We start from the raw sequence: 24865 nt of genomic DNA on the forward strand, positions 1-24865 counted from the left end.
CGAATTGATGAACCAGGCTGCAACCATCACCCGCCCTCATGACGACACGCTGAACCGGCGCTCCACCGAGGCGTCCCTGCCCGACCCGCTCGACGACGGCATCGCGCACGCCGTGGATGCGCTGCTGGCGCAGCAGCAGGCCGACGGCCACTGGGTCTACGAACTCGAAGCCGATGCCACTATCCCGGCCGAGTACATCCTGATGGTGCACTACCTGGGCGAGACCCCCGACCTGGCACTGGAAGGCAAGATCGCCAACTACCTGCGCCGCATCCAGAATGCCGACGGCGGCTGGCCGCTGTTCCACGCGGGCGGCTCCGACGTCAGCGCCAGCGTCAAGGCGTACTTCGCGCTGAAGATGGCTGGCGACGATCCCCAGGCCGAGCATATGCGCCGGGCACGCGGTCGCATCCACGCGATGGGCGGCGCCGAGGAAAGCAATGTCTTCACGCGCACGCTGCTGGCACTGTACGGCGTGATGCCGTGGCAGGCCGTGCCGATGATGCCCGTGGAAATCATGCTGCTGCCCGAATGGTTTCCGTTCCATCTGTCGAAGGTCTCGTACTGGGCGCGCACGGTCATCGTGCCGCTGCTGGTGCTGAACAGCCTGCGGCCGCAGGCGCGCAACCCCCGCAAGATCGGCATCGACGAACTGTTCCTGCGCCCCTGCCAGGCCGCCCGCCTGCCGCGCCGGGCGCCGCACCAGAGCCCCATGTGGGTGGGCGTGTTCCGCGCGCTGGACGCCGTGGTACGCGTGGTCGAACCGCTATTTCCGCGCAGCATGCGCCAGCGCGCCATCGAGCGCGCGCGCGCCTTCACGGTCGAGCGCCTGAACGGCGAGGACGGCCTGGGCGCGATCTTCCCGGCGATGGTCAACTCGGTGCTGATGTTCGACGTGCTGGGCGTGCCGCCCGACGACCCCGACCGCGCCATTGCCCGCAAGTCCATCGACAAGCTGCTGGTGGTACGCGATGACGAAGCCTACTGCCAGCCGTGCCTGTCGCCGGTGTGGGACACCTCGCTGGCGGCCCATGCCCTGCTGGAAGTGGGCGAGCCGCGCGCGATAGCCGCGGCATCGCGCGGGCTGGACTGGCTGGTGCCCTTGCAGGAACTGGAACTGCGCGGCGACTGGACCGTGCGGCGCCCGAACGTGCGGCCCGGCGGCTGGGCCTTCCAGTACAACAATGCGCACTACCCCGACGTGGACGACACGGCCGTGGTGGCCGCCGCGATGGACCGCGCCGAGCGCGGCGACTGCTCGAACCGGTACACGCCCGCCATCGCGCGCGCCTGCGAGTGGGTCATCGGCATGCAGAGCAGCAACGGCGGCTGGGGCGCGTTCGAGCCCGAGAACACGCATCTGTACCTGAACAACATCCCGTTCGCCGATCACGGCGCGCTGCTGGACCCGCCCACCACCGATGTATCGGCGCGATGCCTGGCCATGCTGTGCCAGCTTGGCCAGATGCCGGCCAATAGCGAACCGGCGGCGCGCGCGCTGCGCTACGTGCTCGACGAGCAGGAGGCCGACGGCAGCTGGTTTGGCCGCTGGGGCACCAACTATATCTATGGGACGTGGAGCGCCCTGTGCGGCCTCAACGCGGCCGGCATCGGCGCCGACGCGCCGGAGATGCAGCGCGCCGCGCAGTGGCTGGCGTCGATACAGAACGCCGATGGCGGCTGGGGCGAATCGGGCGACAGCTACAAGCTCGAGTACCGCGGCTACGAGAAGGCGCCCAGCACCGCATCGCAAACGGCGTGGGCCATGCTGGGCATGATGGCCGCCGGCGCCGGCGATCACCCGGCCGTGGCGCGCGGCGTGGAATACCTGCTGCGCACCCAGGCGAGCCACGGCTTGTGGGACGAGCCGTACTTCACGGCAGTAGGCTTCCCGCGCGTGTTCTATCTGCGTTACCACGGCTATTCGCGCTTTTTCCCGCTCTGGGCGCTGGCGCGCTTCCGCAACCTGTTACGCGACGGCAACCACGCCGTGGCCTGGGGGCTGTGAGCGCCGTGGCATCCCCGCAATCGCCGGTCCTGGTGGTCTGCGGCATGGATTTCGAAGCCCGCATCGCGGCCAGCCCCGATGTGCAGACGCTGTACGGCCAGCGCGGCGTGATGCTGGCGCGTGCGCTGGATATCCGCCTGATGCAGGGCTGCGCCGGCGTCATCAGCTTTGGCGTGGCGGGCGGCCTCGATCCCACGCTGCCGCCCGGCGCCGTCATTGTCGCCACGGCCGTGCGCAGCGGTCAGACGTCGTACAGCACGGCGCCCTACTGGACTGCCGCATTGCGACGTGCCCTGCCCCACGCCGAAAGCGGCCTGCTGGCCGGCTCCGACACACCGGTGCTGACCGTAGCCGACAAGACGGCGCTCCATGATTCGCATGGCGCCCTGGCCGTCGACATGGAATCGCATATCGCCGCACGCGCCGCCCAGACGCTGGGCATCCCGTTCGCCGCGCTGCGCGTGGTGATCGACCCGGCCGACCGCGCCGTGCCACCGCTGGCATTCGCCGGCATGGCCGAAGACGGCAGTACCGACGTTGGCGCGGTCGTCCTCGGACTGCTCAAGGCGCCGCACCAGCTCGGCGGCTTGCTGCGGCTGGGCCGCGACGCTTCGATTGCGAAGAAGGCGTTGGCGGAGGCGCGTCGTGCTGTGGGCGCCGGCTTTGCGCTGCCGGCTCCCGTGGCTGTTTGAGGCGGCGTTTCGAGCCTGTTCCCAGAAGTCGCCGAGCCAAGGGGTAACACCGTTGGGCGGCGCACAAAAGGCCGCCGTGGGCGCTACTCACATAAGACTCATCTTCGCACCCGAGAAATACCACAGTAACCCTAGTGGAATCGCGGCCAGGAGAATGACACCGTCAGCTGCCACGGTCAGCGGCGTCAGAAGAATCTTTGCCTGCTTAGCCCCTCGGGACCATTCCACAACCGTGATTTCGTAGGATCGGTTTAGCTGCTTGAGATTGGCCGGCAATTTGAAGTCGCGCGCGAGATAACGTTCGCCCGAAATTTCGTAACGCTTGCGGGCCTCCGTCTTTGGCCCCTTGAATCCAAGCGATAGCGCCTTGGCATACTCCTGATCGTCAGGATCGTTCAGCGTCAGCCAAACGGTGCCGGACGCGATGCCGCCTGGATGAATATCGAACGTAGAGAACCGAGCACTGAGCTTCCGGTGCAGTGGTAAACGCAGAAGGTCGGAGAATTCCGGCTGCACGTCGAAGATGTAGTGGTATGTGGGGGCGATCACTACGAGCTTCTTGCCATCTACGGTCAACATGACCTGGTCGATAATCTCCTTGTACTCGCCACTGCGTTCCAGTCGGACCGCATCGGACAACATCGCACCGGTACAGCCCGACACGCCAGGCAAAGACAGCATGGAGAGCATCAGGATGCGTCGGCTTCTGGAGACTTCAAGACGGTTCGGTGACGGCGGGATCGAACGTTGCATGATTGGATAGCCCCTTCAAGGTGAGCGCCGTGATGAACTCGGCACAAGGATCGAAAGGCTATCGAGACTCCGGCCAAAGTTCGATCGGCAAACAACGAAATCCACGCACTGCGCATTCAGGCCGACTGCAGCAGCTACGGCCAAGCCCCGCTTGACAGCCCTCCCCATCGCTCCTATTCTCACGATCATTCCTTCTTTAAGATCGTTGTTCTGTACAATAGAACATAAAACGGAGACAAGCATGACCCGTCTGCCCTTGCGCCGCAAGTTTGCGTACACGTTGCTGGCCCTCGCCGCCGCCCCGGCGCTGCTGTCCGCGCCCGCCATCGCCGCCGACGCCTACCCCGCGCAGCCCATCCGCCTGGTGGTGCCGTTCCCGCCGGCGGGCGGCACCGACGTGCTGTCGCGCCTGGTGTTCAACAAGGTGGGCGTCGCCACCAAGTGGACCGTGGTCGTAGAAAACCGTGCCGGCGCGGGCGGCAATATTGGCCTGGACCTCGTGGCCAAGGCGAAGAACGATGGCTACACCATCGGCATGGGGCAGACCGCCAACCTGGCGATCAACCCGACGCTGTACCCCAAGATGCCCTATGACGCGGTGAAGGACTTCACGCCCGTGGCGCTGGTTGCCGCGCAGCCGGTGGTGCTGATCGTGCGCCAGGACGCGCCGTACAAGACGCTGGCCGATCTGGTGAACGCCGGCAAGACCAAGCCGCTGTCGATGGCATCGGCCGGCACCGGCACCGTGGGCCACCTGACGGGCGAGATGTTCCAGCGCCGCGCCGGCATCAAGGCACTGCACGTGCCGTACAAGGGTGCGTCGCCCGCGCTGACCGACCTGATGGGCGGCCAGACCGATTTCTACTTCGCCACGCCGCCCATCGCCATGCCGATGATCAAGGCCGGCAAGCTGCGCGCGCTGGCTGTGACATCGGCCAAGCGCGTGGCGCTGCTGCCCAACGTGCCAACCGTGGCGGAACAGGGGTATGCTGGTTTCCAGGCCGAGGACTGGAAGGCACTGGTGGCACCGGCCGGCACGCCGGCCGATGTGGTGGCCAAGCTCAACGCCGAAGTCAACAAGGCGCTGAAGGACAAGGACACGATCACCAAGCTGCATGACGAAGGCAGCGAGCCGCGCGGCGGCACGCCGGCAGAGCTGGCCACCTTCATCAAGAGCGAGAACACGCGCTGGGGCGCGATCGTCAAGGAATCGGGCGCTCGCGTCGATTGATCCGCGCCGACTAACCATTTCCTGGCAGAACCGTATGCACAAGCCGCTTCGCAATATCCGCGTGCTCGACCTCACCAACGTGCTGGCCGGGCCCTTCTGCTGCCACCAGCTGGCCCATATGGGCGCCGAGGTCATCAAGGTGGAAACCCCGGGCACCGGCGACTTGGCGCGCCAGCTGGGCGCCGACGCCGAACTGAACCGTAACCTGATGGGGGTGTCGTTCCTGGCACAGAACCCCGGCAAGCGATCGATCACGATCAACCTCAAGCACGCGCGTGGCAAGGAAGTGTTCCGCAAGCTGGTGCAGAGCGCCGACGTGGTCGTGGAGAACTTCCGCCCCGGCGTGATGACCCGGCTTGGCCTGGGCTACGACGACCTGAAACCGGTGAATCCGCGCCTGATCTACTGCGCGATCTCGGGCTTCGGCCAGGACGGCCCGCTGTCCGACCTGCCGGCCTACGACCAGATCATCCAGGGCATGTCGGGCGTGATGAGCATCACCGGCGACAAGGACAGCGCGCCGCTGCGCGTGGGCTATCCGGTTTCCGACACCATCGGCGGCATGACGGCCGCGTTTGCGATTGCGGCGTCGCTGGCCGACCGCGACCGCACCGAGGGCTATTTCCTCGACGTGTCGATGCTCGAAGCGACCATGGCCACCATGGGCTGGGTGGTGTCGAACCACCTGGTGGCCGGCAAGGACCCGGTGCCGATGGGCAACGAGAACATGACGGCCAGCCCTTCGGGCACGTTCCGTACCGGGGACGGGCCGCTCAACATCGCGGCCAACAAGCAGGAACAGTTCGAGGCCGTGTGCCGCGTGGTGGGCCGTCCCGATCTGGCCGGCGACCCGCGTTTTGCCGAGCGCCAGTCGCGCCTGGCCAATCGCGCCGCGCTGACCGCCGAACTCGAAGCCGAGCTGGCGAAGAAGCCGGCCACCGAATGGTGGCAGTTGCTGAACGAAGCCGGCGTGCCTGCCGGCCCGGTGCTGAAGGTGCCCGACGTGCTCGCGCATCCGCAGGTACGCGATCGCGGCATGATCGGCGACTTTGCCAACGTGCCTGGCGTGGGCCGCGACATCCGCCTGCTCCGCACGGGCTTCAAGGTCAATGGCACCGCACCGTCGGTGGATACCCCGCCGCCGCAGCTGGGCCAGCATACCGACGACATTCTTGGTGAACTCGGCTACGCGGCCGACGACATTGCCACCCTGAAACAGGAGCGCGCACTATGAGCGAAGCATTTCCGATGGACGCGGGCCGGCAGGCCTCACAGGACTGGTGGCGCACGAAGATCATCGACATGAAGCCCGGCGAGATCCGCTACAGCGGCTACCCGATCGAGCAGTTGATCGGCAACGTGTCGTTTGCCCAGATGATCTGGCTGATGCTGCGTGGCGAACTGCCCGAGAAGCGCCAGGGCGAATTGCTTGACGCAGCCCTGATGGCCGCCGTCGACCACGGTCCGCAGGCACCCAGCATCGCCATCGCCCGCATGGCCGCCACCTGTGGCGTGGGGCTGAACAACGCGATGGCTTCGGCCGTCAATGTCCTGGGCGACGTGCACGGCGGCGCCGGCGAGCAGGCCGTGGAGCTGTATCAGGACATCGCGCGGCGCTTCGACGAAGGCGTGCCGTTCGACGACGCCGTGGCCGCTGGTCTGGCAAACTACCGCGACCTACACGGCAAGTTCGTGTCAGGCTTCGGTCACCGCTTCCACCCGCTGGACCCGCGCGCCCCGCGCCTGCTGGCGCTGGTGGACCAGGCCGCCGACGCGGGCGTGGTCTCGGGCCGCTATGCCGCCATCGCACGCGCCGTGGAAAAGAAGCTCGGCGAAGGCCGGGAGAAGCCGATCCCGATGAACATCGATGGCGCCACCGCCGTCATCTACGCGGAACTGGGCTTCCCGGCACCGCTGGCGCGCGGCCTGTTCTGCCTGTCGCGCTCGGTGGGCATCCTGTCGCACGCCTGGGAGCAGACCCAGCAGGGCGGCCGCAACAAGGGCCCGATCCCCCGGCAGTTTCTGTGGACATACGACGGCCACCCGCAGCGGGATGTGCCGACAGGAGACCCTGCGGCCTGATGGCTGCGTGACGACCGCCTGACGGCCACTACGCGCGGGACGCCGGCGCGCCCCCCGACGCCGGCGCCTGATCCGTGAAGATGCGCGAAGGCAATACGAAGTTGCGCAGCCATAGCATTTCCAGCGGTCCATGGCCGACTTCCGAGCGCAGCAGGTAGCGAATCGGATACGTCATATCCGCTGGCGCGGCCTCACGCGGCAGGCGGGCGTTCAGGCTTTCATTGTCACCGCCTCCGTCACTGCGTACGCCGGTTTCGGCAACGGCCTGCCAGCTCAACTGGAAAGTTGCGCTATCGACGGGCGTAACGCTCGCCCGCTCCAGCATCCGCACGAACCCCCAGGCGCCGGCAAACTCATGATTCTTGCTCGCTCCAGCCGTCTCGGTCTGCCATTGCAGGCGGGTGCCAGGGTCCTGCAGATTGTCGGATGGCCAGCGCATGGACATCCAGGCTTCCTTCTGATTGAAGTAATGCAGCGGCCGGTTGTCGACGATCAGTAGCGTATCGGTCAGGCCCGGTGTCGGGATCGGCTTGAGATGGAAGCGGTAGCGCGGTTCGCCCTGTGCAAGCATGTGCGTGGCGATGCGCTGCAACGTGTTGATACGCCGCAGAAACTCCGGATCGAATGCGAGCGACTGCCCGCCTGTCGTGGTAGGCACCCATTCATCGCCTCGCAGTTCCAGCACCCCGGCAAGCTGGGTCGACAAGAATGCAGGGATCAGCCCACCCTGCGGTCGCAGAAAGCGCGCCAGTTCCGGTAGCGACGCGTCGTTTTCCGTGTCGAAGAACGGATAGCGGCCTGCGAACGAGCGTGTCCATGCCGTGGCAACACCCAACCGCCAGCTTTCATTCAGGCTCGCCTGCGCCGGCTGGACGATAGCCTGGCTGGCCTGGGCAATCGGCCGCACAAACAGCGCGTTGCCCATGCCGGCCCATTGGGCGCCGAGACTGGCCGCCATCCGCTGCGCATAGGCTTGCGTATCGGCCAGCTCCGAGGTCTTGCCTTGAAACAAGGCCTGTGCCATCTGGCGCGCCTGCGCTTCGGCATCGCTGGCCATGGCAATCTGCTGCAAATGGAGTCGAACCGCCGTCACGCGGTCCATGAACCGCTGCAGGCTCAACTCACCACTACCGGCATTGCGGGACGGGTCTACAAGGCGCATCACCGGGCCGAATGCGGCGTGCAAGGGACCGTCCGGATCGGCCCTCGATTTCACGGGTGCCGGATCGTTGCCGCTCAGGATTTCCCGGGTCTTGTTGACTAGCGTGTCCGACAGTGACGCGCTTCGCGTACCGGCTCCGCCCTGGTACTCCAGCGCACGGATCAACGCCATGACGGGCGACTGGCGCGCATCCGCCATCAGTTTCAGCTGATCGGCCACGCCGGGCAGCGTTCGGGCCGGCTCCCATTGCAGGCCGTTCATGAACTGCTGCCAGTGCTCGGCATAGTCGGCAAAATAGCGGTCCGCCAGCGCCTTGCGGATCTCTGCGGGCGTTCCACCCGGGCCCTTGCCGATGGGCAACTGCTGTCCCACCGCGAGCGTCCAATCGCCCGCCACGTCCTGTTCGGTGGCGGCCTTCTCCATGGCGCCGGCCACGTAGCCCTCGAAGGCCTGCCGCGTAAAGACGCCAGGCACCACGGCGTCGCTTCGCAGCAGCCCGCGCGTATCGGTCCCCGCCGCGAGCGACGCCAGCGTCTGATCCGGATACTTGTTGCCAACGCCCTCGATCATGTTCCGATAGATGGTATCGACGGCGTTGCGCTCGCCCATGACGGCCAACAGCGTCTGACGTGCCCCATGGATCAGTTCGGCGCTTGCGGCGATGCGCCACTCCGGATTCGCCTTCAGGTGCTGGACGAAGAATCTGGAAAATCGTTCGCCATAGTCTTGTTTGAGCGCCGGGCCGATACGCGCGTCCGTGGACCAGTGTCGCGCCAGTTGTCCGGCAAGAAACGCCGGATCGGTGCGCTCGGGGTGCGCCAGCATCAGGTAGGCCTTGAGCGCGTCATGCCCCGCCAGTGCCCACTTGCTCGTTTCATCGCTCAGACCAGCCGTCGGCAAGCGGGACAAGTCGGCCAGCGACGCTTCGAGATCCCGCACCACAGGCCGGATCAGGATTTCACGGCTGGCCTTGGCATACGGCTGCATCAGGGCGGCCAGGACATCGGCGTCGCGATTCATGCCGAAGCGCATCAAGACAGGCGCATGGTGGCTGGCGCGGTACGCGTATCGCGCAATCTGCTGCTGCATGACATCCAGCGCGTTCAGTCGCGTGGCCGCATCGGACACGGATTCCACGTCACGCACCGCCTGGCGCGCAACCCGGATGTCGGTGTCTGTCTGCAGGCTTGAGAACATCATGCCGGCCGTCCATATCCCGATGCCTGCCAATACGAGACCGGCTCCGGCCGTCAAGGGATGCCAGACGGCGCGGCGCCCCGGCCTGCGTTGCGCCACATCGGCAATGTGTTGCCACACCGACAAATCCGCCGCCGTGCCGATGCTGCGGCTTTTGTCGGGCACAGGCACGAACACGATGCCACGCACGCCCATCGGCTGCCGTGCATGGCCTGCCACAGCGGCTGACATGGCGATCAGCTTGTCGACCTGGCGGCCCAGTTCCTGGGACAATCGGCCGAGATGGCGCGTGCACACATCCATCGGCCATCCATTCAGACTCCAGCACGCCAGTCGATGTCGCAGCGCATGCAACGCGACTTCGACATCCGAAGCGTTGGCGCGCTCGGGAATCTCGCAACCGACAAGCGGCACCTCGGCAGAAGGCAGCGCAATCGTCTGCCCCGCCTGCATCGCGAATATCGGCGCGGACCAGCGCAGGACATCGGCAATACGTAGCCGCCAGGCAGAAAGGATTTGCGCCTGCCTGCCCTGCAGTGCCTCTGGCGTATGCCCGTCGAACAGCATGGCGAGGGCATCGAGCGGCCGCCAACGCCGCAGTCGGCGGAATTGCCTGAGCCACGCGATATCTGGCTGACCATCCTTGTCGTACTGAGCCAGCACCAGCACCGCATCAGGCGTGATAAGCCAGCCCTGTGCCTTCAGTTCTGGCAGCAGCGCGGCGACAGTCGCGCGAGCATCCGCATCGGCATCCACCAGCAGCAACCAAGGCTGGCGATAACGCCAGCGCAGCCCGTACTTGTGGCGCAGCGCATCACGCAACGTGGCCAGCGACGGCGCAAGGCTTGGCGGTGCCGGGCGCTTTGGCGCCAGGGCCGCCTGGGTTGTATCCGCCATACTGGATTGGCGGGTGTTCAGCCAATCCCGGACATGGCGAATCGCTTCCATCCAACGGACCCCATATTGGAATGACACGGCGATGGCCAGCAACAACGCGGCAAATGCCACGCCGGATAGCCATTCACTCCGGCGCTCGGCCGTTTCAATGCCGAGATCCTTGCCCCAAACAAGGATCGCACCACCGACAAGCAGTGCGATCACGAGAATGGACAGGACATCAATTCGCAGCTTCTTCATCGATGGAAAGTCAAAGGCGAGAAGGGGCGGCTTGTGGAAAATTCTGGAAGCACTACGATCACGCGTCTGTCATACATCCGTGTATGAGCCATATTGGGACGGAATCAGCAGAGGACTTGGCGAACAGCCACACGCGCAAATATCGTCGCTCAATGCCGCCTCCCTACCGTTCTGGTCCCGCATCGAGTGGCGCGGCCCCTGACATGCGATGCGCCCGACCGTCTTGCATTGCGGACAACAGACCGGATCGCCCTCGTAGGCTTGCTCGCGGCCACCCAGCGTATCGCGGGCGTCTCCGCCCAGCACGGTTCCGCCGGACGACGTGGCATCTCCCCGCAAAATGTCATAGCGTCTGGTCATTGCGATCGTTTCGTGAAGGTTCTGTGTCCGGCCTACCATGTGCCGGGTTATCGCGCCTGATCACGGCGCAGTCAACGCTGGTGCCCTGACCCGCCATGACGACTTGCCTTGCAGTCGCGTCCGTCAGTGTCGCAGCAGCACAAGACAGGGCGAGCCATCCGGCAGCAACCCCTGCGTGACCCACGGTTTGGTCGAGATCCGTGGCATGGAGCGCCATACCGAGCTTCATCGTCGCCTGTCGCAGCGCCCCCGCCTGGGTGGCATCGAGCCCGGCTTGCCATGCGCCGGCCAACTCGCCGGCCCAGATTCCGGCCCAACGCAGTGCGTGGGAATACGCTTCCTGGGGTTCCATCACCAGACCGCGCACCGGGCGGTGCAGACTCGCAGCACGGTGAATGCCATGCTTGTGTGCCAGCGCATCGGGCATCAACAACACGGCAACGCCTGCCTCTGCCGATCCATCGGGCAGCGACGCATGCAGTACGGAACGAAGCTGAACGCTGACGAACAACGTTGCACGCGGCTCGCCGCCTGCGAGCAATCGGTCCAGCCATCGGTCGAGCGCCATCAGGTCATCTGGCAACGCCGGGGTCTCCAGCGACGCAGCTCGCGCGAACCTTGCGCCCCAGCATTCGTCCCACAGCCGCCTATTCTGTTCGAGCGGCAACGCGTTGACGACGTGCAAGCGCACGTCGAGTGGGACTGCCAACGGCAACGCCTCGATGCGGGGCGCCAGTTCGGCCAGCAACTGGTCCAATAGCCACGGCGTCAACAGACTTGCACGCTTGAAGTCTGCATTGATGGTTCCCGGCGCCATCGGCACGCCGGCCACATCGAACCATCGCGCCTTGACCGGCGCGGTGTCGTAGGCGACAGACTTTTGTGTCTTGAGGCGCAACGTACCCTCCCGTACGCCATCGGCGGCATTCTGACTGGAATCCGCCGAAAGCCGGTGCGCGGCGCCAATCAACGCCAGCGGGATGCTTGCGGCACTGAACACCTGTTCTTTGAAAGCGACGACGGCGGCATTTCGCATCTCTGCATCGAGCCTGTTCGATTCATGGCGCGCAAACCGGCGCAGGACGACGAATGCCGGCATGGCAACCGGGAAGAGGATCAACGTTGCCCAGAATCGCCAGGTGTCCGTAGGCATGCCATCGGGCCAAAGCAGCAGGACGGCGGCCACGCCCACCAGGACGGCGGCAACAAACAGCACACCCCAGAGCCGCAAAGATGGGGGCTTTTCCTCAAACGTCTCTTCTGAAGGCAGCAAGGAGAAATCGACGGCCATATCAACTATCCGGTGCATTAGCGGAATGACTGGCAACGTTTGTGCCGAACGAAAGCGTCTGCCGTTTTCTTCCGCTGTCCTTGCTGCTGCGTCCACCCGAATCGCGATGCATCAAAGTGCTCCAGGCCGCAGGCGGAAACTGTCGAGCAATGTATCCCAGGCCTGAAGGGCGCCGGCTTCGTCTACGGGGGAGGTGGCCAGTTCTGCCGGAAAGTCCTCGCTGGGCTCGGCACCCAGGTCCAACTGGATTTCCGTGTATGGCCGGCCATGATCATCCTCGGTGCCCGGCGCCATCAGATGGAAGCGAAACACCTCGACACCATCCTCCTTCATCGACAGCAACACTTCCTCGGCCTGCATCCCGGCGAACTCACGTTTGCGCTCGCGCAGCACCTTCACTTTGCTGAGCAGCAGGCGGCCATCCAACTCCCGGCGCAGGTCGGGGACGGTCTTTAGCAGGGAGGCTTGCTGATCGATGTCAAATGAGTTACGCATTGTGATGATGAACGTTGCAGGGCGGCCAGGCATCAGCAGGATGGTTTGATCGACAGATTCGGTGCTGCGGGCCACGCCGCCAATTAGCGCACCTTTGATACAAAAGCCTCGTTCGGTTGGAACAGACCAGTCTTCGCGATAGCTTGTCTGGCGGTACCAGTCACTATCGTCGCGAAGCACTCGCTGAATAGCAGTTCTTCCCAGCAGACCGGATAACGTCAATTGCGTCGTAGCAGCAAGAATGTACCCTTCACCCTGAAAAACGTCTTTCGGAACGTCTTCATCCTTCTTGAAGACAAACAACCGCGACTGAGGCGATGGTGACGCCATTGTTTCCAGCCATGGAGCGCTAGTCTCGATGTCCATGGATTTCAACCCCTTAGCCAGCATTTCCTTGTAAGGGATGGTGTACGTCCGTTTTCTGCTTCTAAACTCTGCCTCTTTCGCTTCGACCATACGCATAAACGTGTGCTGACTTACGTTTTGCCTTATTGCGATGTCATTGCCGGCATACGTGTACTTCTCATACGACATGCTGCTCTCTGCCGGCCTGTCGAAAATCATTCGTCCAATACACCATGGTTTCAAGTTGGCAATTACTGGATTCTCTTTCATATTTGTCTCGATGGATCGGTAAGGAGCACAAGCGCTCAATCCCACCGCAAAGATCGCCATGATGAGGCGGAGTATGTATGCTGCCGTGCATGAACTTCTCATGAGCGGCCCTCCTTCTTCGCTTTATGGACTGCCAGTGCCACGCTGTAGAGCGTGGCCCACCGCGTCCGACCCAACACCCAACGCATCAAAGTGCTCCAGGCCGCAGGCGGAAACTGTCGAGCAATGTGTCCCAGGCCTGAAGGGCGCCGGCTTCATCTACGGGGGAGGTGGCCAGTTCTGCCGGAAAGTCCTCGCTGGGCTCGGCACCCAGGTCCAACTGGATTTCCGTGTATGGCCGGCCATGATCATCCTCGGTGCCCGGCGCCATCAGATGGAAGCGAAACACCTCGACACCATCCTCCTTCATCGACAGCAACACTTCCTCGGCCTGCATCCCGGCGAACTCACGTTTGCGCTCGCGCAGCACCTTCACTTTGCTGAGCAGCAGGCGGCCATCCAACTCCCGGCGCAGGTCAGGGACGGCCTTGAGCAGGGAGGCTTGCTGATCGACGTCGAGGGATGCGCGCATGGTGACGATAAAGGTGGCAGGGCGCCCCGGCATCAGCAGGAATGTCTGATCAACCCAGCCGGTACTCACGGGAGGCCCGCCGATCAGCGCACCTTTCACGCAATACCCTCGCTCGGTGGGCACTGACCAGTCTTCGCGGTATTTGGTTTGTCGAAACCATTCGCTATTTCTGTGAAGAACTTGCTGCACTCCGGTTTTACCGAGCAAGCCCTTCACTGTTAGCTGAGTGTTCCCAGCCAGAATGTATCCCTCCAGGTTGAATGCCTCGAAGATTTCGTCTGCGCTCTCTTTGTAAATGAATATCCGAGAATCTCGGGATGGTGAGTCCGCCCGTTCCAACCCCGGAATGTCCGTTTCAACCCACATCGATTTCAGCCCTTTTTCAACTTTTTCCTTGTAGGGGATCAGCGTGGTACGCTTCATTGCTTTTAGCTTCTGATCACGAAGTTCTACCAAACGTTGAAAAGTCAGCGCATTTACATTAAGTTTTATTTCGATATCATTCCCGGCATATCGATATTTCTCATAAGACATACTGCTATTAATGGGGCGATCAAATACCATTCTCCCTATACACCATGGGCGAGGGTTGGAAATGACAGGATTTTCTTTCATGATTGACTCCGGAAGACTAGTTTTAACGCAGGCCGACAACGTGCCCACGAACACGAGTAAACTTAGGCGCTGCACATACGGTGAAAGGAGACTTATAGTCATTGGCTGCACCCTCCCTTGATCTTGTGAACGGCCTGCGCCACGCTATAGAGCGTGGCCCATCGCGTCCACGGATGCCTGAAGCTGAATTGGTGTTCGTAACCCTTCTGCCTGAATGCCATTTGCACGCCTTGAGCCGCCTGGCCCGCCACTTCCGGAATAAGCCCCCGCGCTTGCGCTTCTGAAGACCACGCGGGCACAGTGCCATCGCCGGGTATGACACCGCTGTCCTTGACGCCGTCGTTCCGCAGGTCCGCCTGACGCATCTCCTTCCACACGGTCAAGACGACAAGTTGTCCACGCACACGCAGCTTCAGTTTGCCTTTGTGATCGTCTTCCTCTAACTCCGCACGCTTCAGTTCTTCCGGCGAGACATCGTCGGGAATATCGCCTTGCCAGATCACTTTCCCGAAGGTCAATAGCTCGCCCTCCGGCTTGCTAATCTCAACCTTTTGCAGTTCTCCGCCGGCATTGACTGGGGAAGGTTCCAGTGCTCCGCTTCCGAACATTGCGTAAGTATTGGGGTGGTAGGCACTCGCCAGGGCTTCCTGCCTGCGCACCACGGCCGCGATAACATTCTTGTAATAGACGTGGACGGACATATTATGTTTTTCCCTTTTCAAATACTCCGCCACCACCCCCGCCGGATCCAGCAGCTTTGGATCCGGCAATAACCCATACCACGCATCGCTGACATACAGATCCTCCAACGCACTCGTCTCCGGAAACCGCAATCGTTCACGCCCCTTGGCATCCACCACGATCCACCACGGCTCTCCGTTGTTGTAATCGGGCATGGGTGCCAACTCCATCGGCCCTTGCGCATAGCTGGCCACTGCAATAAATTCGCGGGCATTGGCGCCGAACAGGCTCTGATTGATGAACCGTTCCAGCCCACTTCTACCCTCGCCGCCAGCACGGAATCGCCTGGCAAACACGGGGGCGCCCGTGGCCGGCTGGGCGCCATGCAGCACGGCAAGCATGTCGTCGGCGCCGCCGCATAGCACGGCAGCCATGCGCGCCACCAAACCACCCATCGAATGGGTAACGATGATGGCCTTGTCCGTGTGGTTCTCTCTGCAAATTTCCCGGATGCCCATGATGCGTGTCTTCTTCTTTCGCCTCTTGTCCTCGAAGTCGACCCCATCGAGTACGTCCCTGGCCGACAGTTCGTTCGATTGCAGAAAGTTGTAGCCAATCGCATACACCGGGTATCGATAGCTGACAAAGGTCTTGAATACTTCGGAATCCAGTGTCAGGGCTTCACCGGCGCCGTACCCACCGTATTCCGACGGGTGGGTACCCAGTACCGGCTTCAGGGCCGACTTCTCTCCGTCTTCGCTTCCATTCGCCCACTCGCCAATGGGCTCGCCATACTGCATTGGCTTGTTCAGCGCCCCCTGCAACCATTTCAGCGTCGGTTGGTAGCTCCAGCGATGCAGGGTGCTCCAGCCACGCCGGCGTGCTTCTGCGGCGTCGATCCCGAGCTTGGCTTCATCGATGGAAATCAAGGGACCACGAGGGTCCACTACCGCGGGCTCTGGATCGAAGCGGGCGGCGCGCGAGGCGGCGCCCCGAAGCCACCCGCGCAACACGGCGAAGAACGCGGCAAAGCCGGAAGCAACTCCGTCCATGTTGGGTGGGTACCAGACTTCGCGGCCATTCTGACTATTCGCCAACAAACTCCCCATCACCCCCGGCAGAAAAATGACCGGTATGGGCGTTCGCGGATCGCAGTGAATCTCCTTGACGCACCGATCACTGTCAGGCGTAAGCACGGCGGACGCTATTGGCGTGCCGTCGAAGTCAAGGCCGGTGGGGAGCCGGACGGTCTGGCTGCCGCCGTCATGCGACACATCGGCTGGCGCTTGCGGATCGGTGCTTTGCGGACTATCCATCGTTCAAATAGAAGAAGGGTGACAGTCGGGCAGGCGGTTCACGCCTTGCCCGCCTTAGGAAGAATCCGAATCCTGATGCGCTCGACATCCTGGTTCTTCTGGACGGAAGTCCTGCCGGATGCATCGGTCACGCCTGCGATTCGCGACCCGTCGTCGCGCAGGATCTCGTAAGGGTGGTCCCTCAACGGGTCCCCTGTGATCTCGTTACGGAGCACGTAGGCGTCGTTGAAGGCCGTCCTGGACATTTCGTTCATCGACTGCGCCAGCGAAGCCGGCCCCTGCCGCGCCATGCCATTGGATCGGATCGTGCGTTCCCCGCGCGTTCCGTCTTCAATGCCAGTCGCAGACATGCGGAGATACGAGCCCCCGCACTTGAGCAGCAACTCATCCTTGGCCTCGATCACGACCCGCCCGTTGGCGCTGGTGACAGTGATGTTCTGGTCCGCCATCAGTCGCATTTCGTCACGCTGCGCCTGTATCTCCACCTTGCCCCTGGCGGCGAACAGCTTGATGCCCAGTCGTTGGGCGAACATGGAGATACGCTCTCCCGCCGCCACCGTGAATCGCTTGATCGCACTCACGTCGACATGGTTCGTGGCCGTCGCAATCAAATTTTCGTTGGCCGAAAGTTGAAGATCGGCGCCCGACGCCAGCGCCATGCCGGCTGGCGCGGTGGCCAGCAGCCCGGCGCGTTTGAGCTGGTCCAGCGTATCGTCCAGCAGGGCCCTTTGGCGGGCGCAGTCCGTTGCCTCCGCTTGCGCCGTCCTGGCCGCTTCCGCCAGCGCTTCGCTAGACTGCAGCGCCTGCTGCAGCAGGCCCCGGACCCGCTCCATCTCCAGTTGCTGCCCGCTCGCCGCGGGCTGATCGTCCGCCGAGATCAGCACACCCTTGCCTGCACGGATGGCGCCCCACCCTGACGTCCTCAGTTCAAAACCATCCCCGCGTTGCTTGCTGTCCGCATCGACGAGGTATCCAAGGTTGAGCTGGCTCTTGCCGCCGTATTCCGTCGACAGCTTGATGCCCTCATGGCCCTCCCAATCGTCCATGCGCAGCTTGTTGTTGCGCTGGGTACGGATGACATTGCGCGATGGCCATCGGCCCTCATGGGTAATGAGGTCCGGGTGCACGCTGTTGTGCAGGGCGTGCGCGATGTAAGGACGGTTCGGATTACCGTCGTGGAAGGCGATGGCGACCTCGGTACCATCGAGCAGCGGAAAGTGAAAGCCGGTCTTCAGACCGCCTGCGAAAGGCTTGGCCAGTCGCAGCGGCACGCTTTCGCCGCCTTTGCGCCATGCGTCGAAATCGAAGTCGAAGCGGACAACGTAGCGCCCCTCCCCGGTCAGATAGGCGTACTTGTACCGGTCTGGCGCGCTGATCCTGCCGCTCAGCGTACCGGCGATGCGCGGCCACTTTCTTTCGTCGATCGGCAGACGATAGCGCCGACCCGACGGAATGGCCTTGTACGTGTTGCGATAAGCCTGGTCTCGCCCACCCTTGTGAATGACCTCAGTAACAACCTGTCCGTGCGGCGCATCGGGTAGCACCGCATCCATGCGCAGGATGCGTGCGGGGCAGAGTTCCAGGACGTTGCTCTCACCCTCGTAGACGATCTGGCCGGCCAGTGCCGCTTCATGACGAAGCTGCGCCTCCCATCTGGCACCTTTCCAGTCCAGGTGATGGGTGCCGAAGACATAGGGCTGACCGTAGTTTCCCTTGTCATTGAAAGCGAGATTGGCCTCGTCCCTTAACCGCTCGTAGGCATGGTCCGGGTTGTAATCGGCGGCCATGAATGACGCCGCCACGGTCCGCGCATGGGTCTGCAGCGAAAACACGGTCTCGGCGCCAGATTCCAGACCGGCCGTCTCGCGATACGGCACATGCAGCGCCGGCTGGTAGATGTAGTGGTCGATATCATCGGCGATGGTAAAGACCTCGCCAAGATGGGTACCGAACCGGCTCGGCACGAAGTAGCTGTACAGCCCTTCCTGCTCCATGAGCAGCCGGACGAAATCCCAGTCCGTCATCTGGTACTGAAGCCGGAACTTGTGCTCGGGATATTCGCGACGCGTCCGGAACGCGAACTGGTGGCCTTCCAGGCCGTGGCGCCGCAGGATGGACTCGATGATCTGCAGTGCCGTCTTCTGCTGGTAGATGCGACTGGCCGTGGTCAATTCAAGCAAGGCCACCGTGGGCCTGAGCTCCATTTCGTAGGCACAGAAATCGCGGGTGGTCCTGGTTCGCGAGAATTGCGAGATCCAGCCGGAGAACAGGCGCGGCACCGATCCGTCCGCTGGCGTCACCCTGAACGTGGCCGGCTTGCGCAGGTAATTCTCGCGCACCAGTCCCAGCGGATGTGTCAGCACCGCCTTGAGGCGATAGGGCTCGCCCAGACGTTCAGTGGCTTCGAATGACACCACTGACAATGCCGCGGCATCCGGTGCGGCGGGAACGTCGAGATGATAGGACTGCCGCCCCGTCAACGCGCCTTGCAGCGCCCTGCCAACCGTAGTGAGCGTATCCACGACACCAGCCATGTTCCCTGCTCCGTGATTTGAGACGAACCCTGCGAACGGGAGGCGGCACACAAGCCACGCACCTCGCGGCGCACGTTATCCGGTTTCAAACCAGCGGGGAATATTGGTGTTGCGTTCTCTACAGCTAACTCAAACGAAATCCTGAAATCAATTTTTGCCGATATACGGAGCCGAAATTCATCGGTAGCGGCTTGTCCGCGCCATCGCCAGTCGGAACATTCCGATGTCAATGAAAATCCCGGCTCCCCACCATCAGCCTGCCCAGCAGCGGGCTCAGGTCCACCAGCTCCTGGGCCACCAGGTGCTTCACGTCGCCCTGCCGTTGCCAGGTGCCGATCACGCCCAGCAGCGTGGCGCCCAGTACCTCCTTGCGCTGGCGTTCGACCAGGTCGGGCCAGATGATCACGTTGATCGATCCGGTTTCGTCCTCGATGGACGTGAAGATCGTGCCGCTCGCAGTGGAGGGGCGCTGGCGCACCGTCACGATGCCGCAGGCCCGCACGCGGCGGCCGTTGCCCAGCCGTGACAGCTGCTGCGCGGTGATGTACTTGAGCGCGGTCAGCCGGCGTCGCAGCAGCGTCAGCGGGTGGCATTTCAGTGACAGGCCCAGGCTCGCATAGTCGGCCGCCACGTCCTCGCCGATCTTCGGTTCGGGCAGCGCCAGCGCCAGTTCCTGGGGCGGCGCCTCGTGCAGCAGGTCGCGATGCGCGGTCTGCACCGCCGCGCCGCGCGCATGCCAGCGTGCCTGGCGCCGATGGCCGGCCAACGACACCAGCGCGTCGGCCGCGGCCAGCACGTCGATATCGTGGGCATCGAGCCGCGCGCGGCGCGCCAGGTCTTCCACGCTCTCGAAGGGCCGTTCGGCACGCGCGGCCTCGATGCGCAGCGCGGCGGCCTCGCGCATGCCCTTCACGCGATTCATGCCCAGCCGTACGTCGCGATACGGCCGCCCCGGCCGCTGTGGCTCCAGCGCGCTTTCCCAGCCGCTGACCGTCACGTCCACGGGCAGCGCTTCCACCTTGTGGCGGCGCGCATCCTGCACCAGTTGCGATGCCGAATAGAATCCCATCGGCAGGCTGTTGAGCAGCGCGCACAGGAACGCGTCGGGGTGGTGGCACTTGATCCAGGCGCTCACGTAGACCAGCTTGGCGAAGCTGGCCGCATGGCTTTCCGGGAACCCGTATTCGCCAAACCCCTCGATCTGCTTGCAGATGGCCAGCGCGAAGGCCTCCGGGTAGCCGCGCGACGTCAGCGCACGCACCAGCGCGTCCTGGTGCTTCTTCAGGTCGCCCCGGCGGCGCCACGCGGCCATCGAGCGGCGCAGCTGGTCGGCCTGGCCCGGCGTGAAACCGGCCGCCTCGATGGCCAGCTGCATGACCTGTTCCTGGAAGATCGGAATACCCAGCGTGCGGCCCAGCACACGACGGATCACGTCGTTGAAGTAGGTGGGCAGCTTGCCCGTGCGGCGCAGGTCCTCGCGCCGCTTCAGGTAGGGATGCACCATGCCCCCCTGGATCGGCCCCGGCCGCACGATCGCCACTTCCACCACCAGGTCGTAGTACTGGCGCGGCTGCAGGCGCGGCAGCATCGACTGCTGCGCGCGCGATTCGATCTGGAACACGCCGATGGTGTCGGCCTTGCAGATCATCGCGTAGGTGGCATCGTCGGTCTCGGGCAGGTCTTCCATGCGCGTGGGCAGGCCCGCGCGATCGGGCTCGGGATTCGGGATCATCGCCAGCGCACGCCGGATGGCGGTCAGCATGCCCAGCGCCAGCACATCCACCTTGAGCAGGCCCAGCGATTCCAGATCGTCCTTGTCCCACTGGATCACGCTGCGATCCTTCATGGCGGCATTCTCGATCGGCACAAGCCGCGACAGCTTGTGCCGGGCGATCACAAAGCCGCCCACGTGCTGCGACAGGTGGCGCGGAAAGCCGCGCAACTGCTCGGTCAGGCTGGCCCATTGCCGCACGGCCGGCGAATCGGGGTCCAGCCCGTAGCGGGATATCCGCTCGATGAATTCGGTGCCGCCGTCCCACCACGCCTGGCCCTTGACCACCTGCTCCACCACGCTCGGGTCGATGCCCAGCGCGCGCCCCACGTCGCGCAACGCGCTGCGCGACCGATAGGTGATCAGCGACGCCGCCAGCGCGGCACGGTGGCGGCCGTACTTGTCGTAGATGTACTGGATGACTTCCTCGCGCCGCTGGTGCTCGAAGTCGACGTCGATATCGGGCGGCTCGTCGCGCTCGCGCGACAGGAAGCGCCCGAACAGCAGGTTGGCCTGCTCGGGGCTGACCTCGGTGATATGCAGGCAGTAGCAGACCAGTGAATTGGCCGCCGAGCCGCGTCCCTGGCACAGGATGCCCAGCTTGCGCGCATGGCTGACGATGTCGTAGACGGTCAGGAAGAATGGCTCGTAGCGCTTCTCTTCGATCAGTTCCAGCTCGCCTTCGAGCTGCTTTTCCCATTCGGGCTCCATGCCGTGCGGGAATCGTTCGTCGATGCCCTTGCTGACCGCCTGCCGCAGATAGCCGATCGGCGTCAGCCCGTCGGGCACCAGTTCCTCGGGATATTCGTAGCGCAACGTGTCGAGCGAAAACCGGCACTGGTCGGCGATCTGCAGCGTGCGCGCCAGCGCCTCGCGCGGATAGAGCCGCGACAGCACCTGCCGCATGCGCAGGTGGGCTTCGGCATTGGGCGCCAGTGCCATGCCGCAGGCCGGCAGCGGCTGGCCCAGCCGGATGGCGGTCAGCACGTCGGACAGCGGCTTGCGCGACCGCACATGCATGTTGACCGCCCCGGTGGCCACCAGCGGCACGCCGGTATCGCGCGACACCTGCTGCAGGCGTTCGCGGTGCAACGCTTCGGCATGGCCCTGCAGCAGTTCCAGCGCGATCGATACGCGGTCGCCAAACACGTCGCGGCACCATCGCGCCTGTGCGCGCAACACCTCGGCATCGGCGCAGTAGTCGGGCAGCAGGATCGCCAGGCAATCGGGCATGCCGCGCAAGTGATGCACGTCGGGCTGTGGATCGGCGATATCGGACGGATACAGCACGTAGCTGCCCTTGTCGGCGCGCCGGCGCCCGAGCGTGATGAACTCGCTGAGATTGCCAAAGCCCTCGCGGTTCTGCGCCAGCAGCACCAGGCGGGGCGGCGGCATGGTGTCGCCCGGGGCCGCCGTCAGCGTGAAGCGGCTGCCGATGATCAGGTTGAACGCGTCGGCCGCGGCGGCCAGCGTTTCAAGCATCGCGTGCCGGCGTGCCGCGGCATCGGGGTCTTCGCCGAAGTCGACCGGCGCCCCTTCCTCATCGCCACCCTCGCCCCCCTCCTCGTCGTCTTCCTCGACGAAGGCCACGATGTCCTCCACATCGTCCACGTCGCCCGCACCCTGCCCCGCCGCCAGGCGCCGCGCGCTGCGGGCCACGGCTTCCCACATGTCCTCGCGCAAGACCTTGATGGCGTGGTGCGCGCGGGCGGTGCCGGCCACCGAACACTCGTCGGTCAGCGCCAGGCCGCTGTAGCCCAGCTGGAACGCGCGGGAAATCAGTTCCTGCGGATGCGACGCGCCAGTCAGGAACGTGAAGTTGGAAATGCAGTGCAGCTCGACATAGTCGGGCAACGACGGCAACAGGGAAGACAATCCGGGCAACATCGCCAAGCTCCGGGGCGCTCAGGCAAACAGGCCGTGCAGGAACCAGCGGTATTCGCCGCCGTCTTCCTGCCCGTCGCGCATGGGGCGGCCGGGGCGTTCGCGATAGACCCAGCAGCGCAGCCCGTCGGCGCGTTCGGCAATGAAATAGTCGCGCGTGGCCAGGCCGCCATCCCACCAGCCGGCCTCGATGCGCTCGGGGCGCGTCAGCATGACCAACGGCCCCTGGTACACGGGACGGTGCTTTTCCACACGCAGCGGCTGGGGCGCTTCCAGCAGCCAGAGCGGCCGCTCCGGCGGCAAGGCGCCCGTGGCCGGCGCGCGCGCGGGCGTCTCGCCCACCGGGCACCACTGGTTGGCGCGCTCGGGACGATGGTCGGCCAGCGGCTGTGGCTGCAGCACGTTGTCGCGGCCCAGCCGGGCAACCAGCGTATCGATCAGCCGGCCCAGCTCGGCCGGTTCGGCGCCGGGCTCCGGAAACAGCGAATCGCTCTGCGGCACGCAGGTTTCCATCGTCTCCACGCGCAGTCCCAGGCCGCCTACGGGCGCATGAAAACGCACCTTGTCGAGCTTCTCGCGCAGCAGCTTCGACAGATGCACGGGGTCGCGGCTCGGCTGCGCCAGCGCCAGCGGCACCGGCGTGCTGTCGGTGTCCTCACCCAGCCGGTAGCGTTCGTGCTCCAGCACCAGCACGCAGCGCGTCACGCCGGCCTGCTGCGCCGCCAGCCAGCCCGACAGCGCCAGCAGCAGCCGCTGCGCCCCGGCCAGCACGCCTTCGGCCGATTCGATGCGGCCCGGCAGCTCCATGCGTTGTGCAAACGCGGGCGGCGCTTCGAACCATGCAAAGCCCGAAGGGGCGTTGCCATAGGCCTGGTCCAGCCGCGCCAGCAGTTCGGTGCCGATACGGCGCGACAAACCCGCGCGCGGCAGCTGCCGCACCTGTCCAAGCGTATGGCAGCCCACGCCTTCGAGCCAGTCCGGATCGGTGTACGCCTGCAGGCAGGTCACGGGCAGGCGGTCCAGCAGGCGCATCATGCGCGGCGCCTGCACCGCGCGCCGGGCCGGCCGGACGATGCCGCGCGGCGTCTTGCGCAGCGGCTGGCGCGCCAGCCATGCCGCGCCCTGCGCCGTGGTGCCGCTGCCAACCTGCACGAACGTGCCCAGTTGCCGCACGCGGGCGCGGATCGCCCGGCACAGCGCACGATGCCCGCCGAACAGCCGCAGGCTGGCCGTGACGTCGAGCATCACCGTGGCCGATTCGGGTTCCGGGTCGATCGTCACGGCCGGCGTGAAATGCAACAGCGTCAGCGCCACGGATGTCACCAGACCGGTCTCGGCGGCCGGATCGCGTTCAAGCTGCACCACATCGGCCGACAACGCCTGCACGCCGCCGCGCCGCATGCCGTAGCACACGCCCAGCGCCGCGGCCGGGCCATTGGCCAGCACCACGCGCTCGTGCGCCATCACGGCCACCGGCAGTTGCTGCAGCGTACCGTTGCCATGCGCGGCGGGGGTGCCGGCGGGCTCAGGCCAGCTCGGCTGCAGCGCGTCCAGCGGCAGGCGCGGCAGATGCACCGCGATCCAGTACGTCATGGGCAATCGGATCGAGACCCGCCGCGACGGCGGGCGTGGGAACGGCAGGCATGCCCGTGCGCCGGGGCACATGGGCCATGCCTTCGAGGGGCAACAGCAACGGCGTGTCGCGCACCGGGCCGCGCCGCTTGTGGAAGGTGATCGACATCAGGTTGCCCGGCTGCGGCGACAGCGCCAGCCGCAGCACCGCCGGCGACGAGTCGTGCAGCACCCGCATGGGCCGCAGCACCCACACCACGGTATCGCCAGCCTGCGCCAGCACCTGCAGGCGCCGCAGCGCCTCGGGCCGCGCGCCCGCCAGCCACACCAGCACCGCGCCGAACGCCTGGCTGCGCAGCATCTGCTCGGCCGCCCAGAGCATGTCCGTGCGCTGCGAGGCCATCGTGGCGGCCACCGGCGGGCGCACCCAGTAGAGCTGCCGTGCGGGCAGGCGGTCATCGTCCAATCCGCCCGCCAGTCCGCCAGCATTCGGCAGGTAAGGCGGATTGACCAGCGCGATGCGCCGCCCGCCGGCCGCCAGCATGCGCAGCGCCGGCATCAGCAGGCGCAACTCGCCCGCGCCGTCCTGCGTCAGCAGCAGTTCCGTCACCGCACCGGCCGGCCAGCCGCCGCCCGGCAACTCGGCGGTCAGCGCGTCATAGCCGGTCGGACAGACGGGCAGCCGGCCGGCACGGCCCAACTGGCCCGCGCGCCACAGGCCGGGATACCGCTGTTCGAGTTCGCGCACCGATTCGCGGGGCGGCTCGGCCAGCGGGGAGGATGGGGGCGCAGGGTCCTCTGCCAGAAGCGAAGGCTGCCCATGCGGGACGGGGGTCATGATCGGGTTGTCGGCCCACGCGCAGTCGGCGCGGACATAGGAATTCGTCGAATACTGTAT

16 protein-coding genes are annotated in these 24865 nt (G+C 64.8%); 5 read left to right on the plus strand and 11 right to left on the minus strand.

Translation table 11 applies throughout. From position 1 onward, the window contains the following. Window positions 1-7: 7 nt before the first annotated feature. Window positions 8-2008 carry a squalene--hopene cyclase gene (gene shc, locus AC3FJ6_RS15125; protein ID WP_488772652.1) on the plus strand — a complete coding sequence of 667 codons (2001 nt, stop codon included), beginning with the start codon at window positions 8-10 and terminating at the stop codon, window positions 2006-2008. Window positions 2009-2013: 5 nt separating this feature from the next. Beyond that, on the plus strand, window positions 2014-2700 hold the full coding sequence (locus tag AC3FJ6_RS15130) for a phosphorylase (protein WP_488772653.1): 687 nt from the start codon (window positions 2014-2016) through the stop codon (window positions 2698-2700). A gap of 87 nt (window positions 2701-2787) precedes the next feature. On the opposite strand, the gene AC3FJ6_RS15135 is transcribed toward AC3FJ6_RS15130, so the two are convergent. Then, complete coding sequence (locus tag AC3FJ6_RS15135; RefSeq protein WP_488772654.1) at window positions 2788-3453, minus strand: hypothetical protein; 666 nt, start codon at window positions 3451-3453, stop codon at window positions 2788-2790. 241 nt (window positions 3454-3694) lie between these two features. Here AC3FJ6_RS15135 and AC3FJ6_RS15140 point away from each other — a divergent pair, with 241 nt between their 5' ends. The 3 genes from AC3FJ6_RS15140 to AC3FJ6_RS15150 are packed head-to-tail and all read left to right on the plus strand — an operon-like array spanning window position 3695 to window position 6766. Beyond that, window positions 3695-4684 carry a Bug family tripartite tricarboxylate transporter substrate binding protein gene (locus AC3FJ6_RS15140; RefSeq protein ID WP_488772655.1) on the plus strand — a complete coding sequence of 330 codons (990 nt, stop codon included), beginning with the start codon at window positions 3695-3697 and terminating at the stop codon, window positions 4682-4684. 34 nt (window positions 4685-4718) lie between these two features. Further along, window positions 4719-5918, plus strand: coding sequence for a CaiB/BaiF CoA transferase family protein (locus tag AC3FJ6_RS15145; RefSeq protein WP_488772656.1), 1200 nt, complete (start codon window positions 4719-4721; stop codon window positions 5916-5918). After that, on the plus strand, window positions 5915-6766 hold the full coding sequence (locus AC3FJ6_RS15150; RefSeq protein ID WP_487522848.1) for a citryl-CoA lyase: 852 nt from the start codon (window positions 5915-5917) through the stop codon (window positions 6764-6766). The genes AC3FJ6_RS15145 and AC3FJ6_RS15150 overlap by 4 nt, the downstream gene beginning before the upstream one ends. A gap of 28 nt (window positions 6767-6794) precedes the next feature. Here the strand turns inward: AC3FJ6_RS15150 and AC3FJ6_RS15155 are convergent, their stop codons facing one another. The 10 genes from AC3FJ6_RS15155 to imuA form a co-directional block, all read right to left on the minus strand. Next, window positions 6795-10262: an ImcF-related family protein gene (locus AC3FJ6_RS15155; RefSeq protein ID WP_488772657.1), complete on the minus strand. Its 3468-nt coding sequence runs from the start codon at window positions 10260-10262 to the stop codon at window positions 6795-6797. Window positions 10263-10331: 69 nt separating this feature from the next. Further along, window positions 10332-10661: a PAAR domain-containing protein gene (locus tag AC3FJ6_RS15160; protein ID WP_488772658.1), complete on the minus strand. Its 330-nt coding sequence runs from the start codon at window positions 10659-10661 to the stop codon at window positions 10332-10334. Beyond that, entirely contained in the window at window positions 10606-11913 is a 1308-nt protein-coding gene (locus AC3FJ6_RS15165) for a hypothetical protein (protein WP_488772659.1), read from the minus strand. The genes AC3FJ6_RS15160 and AC3FJ6_RS15165 overlap by 56 nt, the downstream gene beginning before the upstream one ends. Window positions 11914-12024: 111 nt before the next feature. Continuing rightward, window positions 12025-13023, minus strand: coding sequence for a T6SS immunity protein Tli4 family protein (locus tag AC3FJ6_RS15170; protein WP_488772660.1), 999 nt, complete (start codon window positions 13021-13023; stop codon window positions 12025-12027). A 187-nt stretch (window positions 13024-13210) separates the two neighbouring features. Then, a complete protein-coding gene (locus AC3FJ6_RS15175; protein ID WP_488772661.1) occupies window positions 13211-14209 on the minus strand; it encodes a T6SS immunity protein Tli4 family protein in 999 nt (332 codons plus the stop codon). A 98-nt stretch (window positions 14210-14307) separates the two neighbouring features. Continuing rightward, on the minus strand, window positions 14308-16206 hold the full coding sequence (locus tag AC3FJ6_RS15180) for an esterase/lipase family protein (RefSeq protein WP_488772662.1): 1899 nt from the start codon (window positions 16204-16206) through the stop codon (window positions 14308-14310). 38 nt (window positions 16207-16244) lie between these two features. Then, the gene (locus tag AC3FJ6_RS15185; RefSeq protein WP_488772663.1) at window positions 16245-18740 is read right to left on the minus strand and encodes a type VI secretion system Vgr family protein; all 2496 of its coding nucleotides are present in this window, start codon (window positions 18738-18740) and stop codon (window positions 16245-16247) included. 226 nt (window positions 18741-18966) lie between these two features. Beyond that, window positions 18967-22398, minus strand: coding sequence for an error-prone DNA polymerase (locus tag AC3FJ6_RS15190; RefSeq protein ID WP_488772664.1), 3432 nt, complete (start codon window positions 22396-22398; stop codon window positions 18967-18969). Window positions 22399-22416: 18 nt separating this feature from the next. Then, complete coding sequence (locus AC3FJ6_RS15195) at window positions 22417-23988, minus strand: Y-family DNA polymerase (RefSeq protein ID WP_488772665.1); 1572 nt, start codon at window positions 23986-23988, stop codon at window positions 22417-22419. Next, entirely contained in the window at window positions 23921-24805 is an 885-nt protein-coding gene (gene imuA, locus AC3FJ6_RS15200; protein WP_488772667.1) for a translesion DNA synthesis-associated protein ImuA, read from the minus strand. Before imuA ends, AC3FJ6_RS15195 begins: the two co-directional genes overlap by 68 nt. Between the last annotated feature and the right edge of the window lie 60 nt (window positions 24806-24865).

Source organism: Cupriavidus sp. 94F1 (assembly GCF_057798875.1).

Bases quoted from the DNA above. Each gene is read 5' to 3' on its own strand.
- AC3FJ6_RS15145 (WP_488772656.1), top strand. From the start codon at position 4,719: ATGCACAAGCCGCTTCGCAATATCCGCGTGCTCGACCTCACCAACGTG.
- AC3FJ6_RS15170 (WP_488772660.1), bottom strand. From the start codon at position 13,023: ATGAAAGAGAATCCAGTAATTGCCAACTTGAAACCATGGTGTATTGGA.
- AC3FJ6_RS15185 (WP_488772663.1), bottom strand. From the start codon at position 18,740: ATGGCTGGTGTCGTGGATACGCTCACTACGGTTGGCAGGGCGCTGCAA.
- AC3FJ6_RS15160 (WP_488772658.1), bottom strand. From the start codon at position 10,661: ATGGTAGGCCGGACACAGAACCTTCACGAAACGATCGCAATGACCAGA.
- AC3FJ6_RS15190 (WP_488772664.1), bottom strand. From the start codon at position 22,398: ATGTTGCCCGGATTGTCTTCCCTGTTGCCGTCGTTGCCCGACTATGTC.
- AC3FJ6_RS15135 (WP_488772654.1), bottom strand. From the start codon at position 3,453: ATGCAACGTTCGATCCCGCCGTCACCGAACCGTCTTGAAGTCTCCAGA.
- AC3FJ6_RS15155 (WP_488772657.1), bottom strand. From the start codon at position 10,262: ATGAAGAAGCTGCGAATTGATGTCCTGTCCATTCTCGTGATCGCACTG.
- shc (WP_488772652.1), top strand. From the start codon at position 8: ATGAACCAGGCTGCAACCATCACCCGCCCTCATGACGACACGCTGAAC.
- AC3FJ6_RS15150 (WP_487522848.1), top strand. From the start codon at position 5,915: ATGAGCGAAGCATTTCCGATGGACGCGGGCCGGCAGGCCTCACAGGAC.
- imuA (WP_488772667.1), bottom strand. From the start codon at position 24,805: ATGACCCCCGTCCCGCATGGGCAGCCTTCGCTTCTGGCAGAGGACCCT.
- AC3FJ6_RS15195 (WP_488772665.1), bottom strand. From the start codon at position 23,988: ATGACGTACTGGATCGCGGTGCATCTGCCGCGCCTGCCGCTGGACGCG.
- AC3FJ6_RS15165 (WP_488772659.1), bottom strand. From the start codon at position 11,913: ATGGCCGTCGATTTCTCCTTGCTGCCTTCAGAAGAGACGTTTGAGGAA.
- AC3FJ6_RS15180 (WP_488772662.1), bottom strand. From the start codon at position 16,206: ATGGATAGTCCGCAAAGCACCGATCCGCAAGCGCCAGCCGATGTGTCG.
- AC3FJ6_RS15175 (WP_488772661.1), bottom strand. From the start codon at position 14,209: ATGAAAGAAAATCCTGTCATTTCCAACCCTCGCCCATGGTGTATAGGG.
- AC3FJ6_RS15140 (WP_488772655.1), top strand. From the start codon at position 3,695: ATGACCCGTCTGCCCTTGCGCCGCAAGTTTGCGTACACGTTGCTGGCC.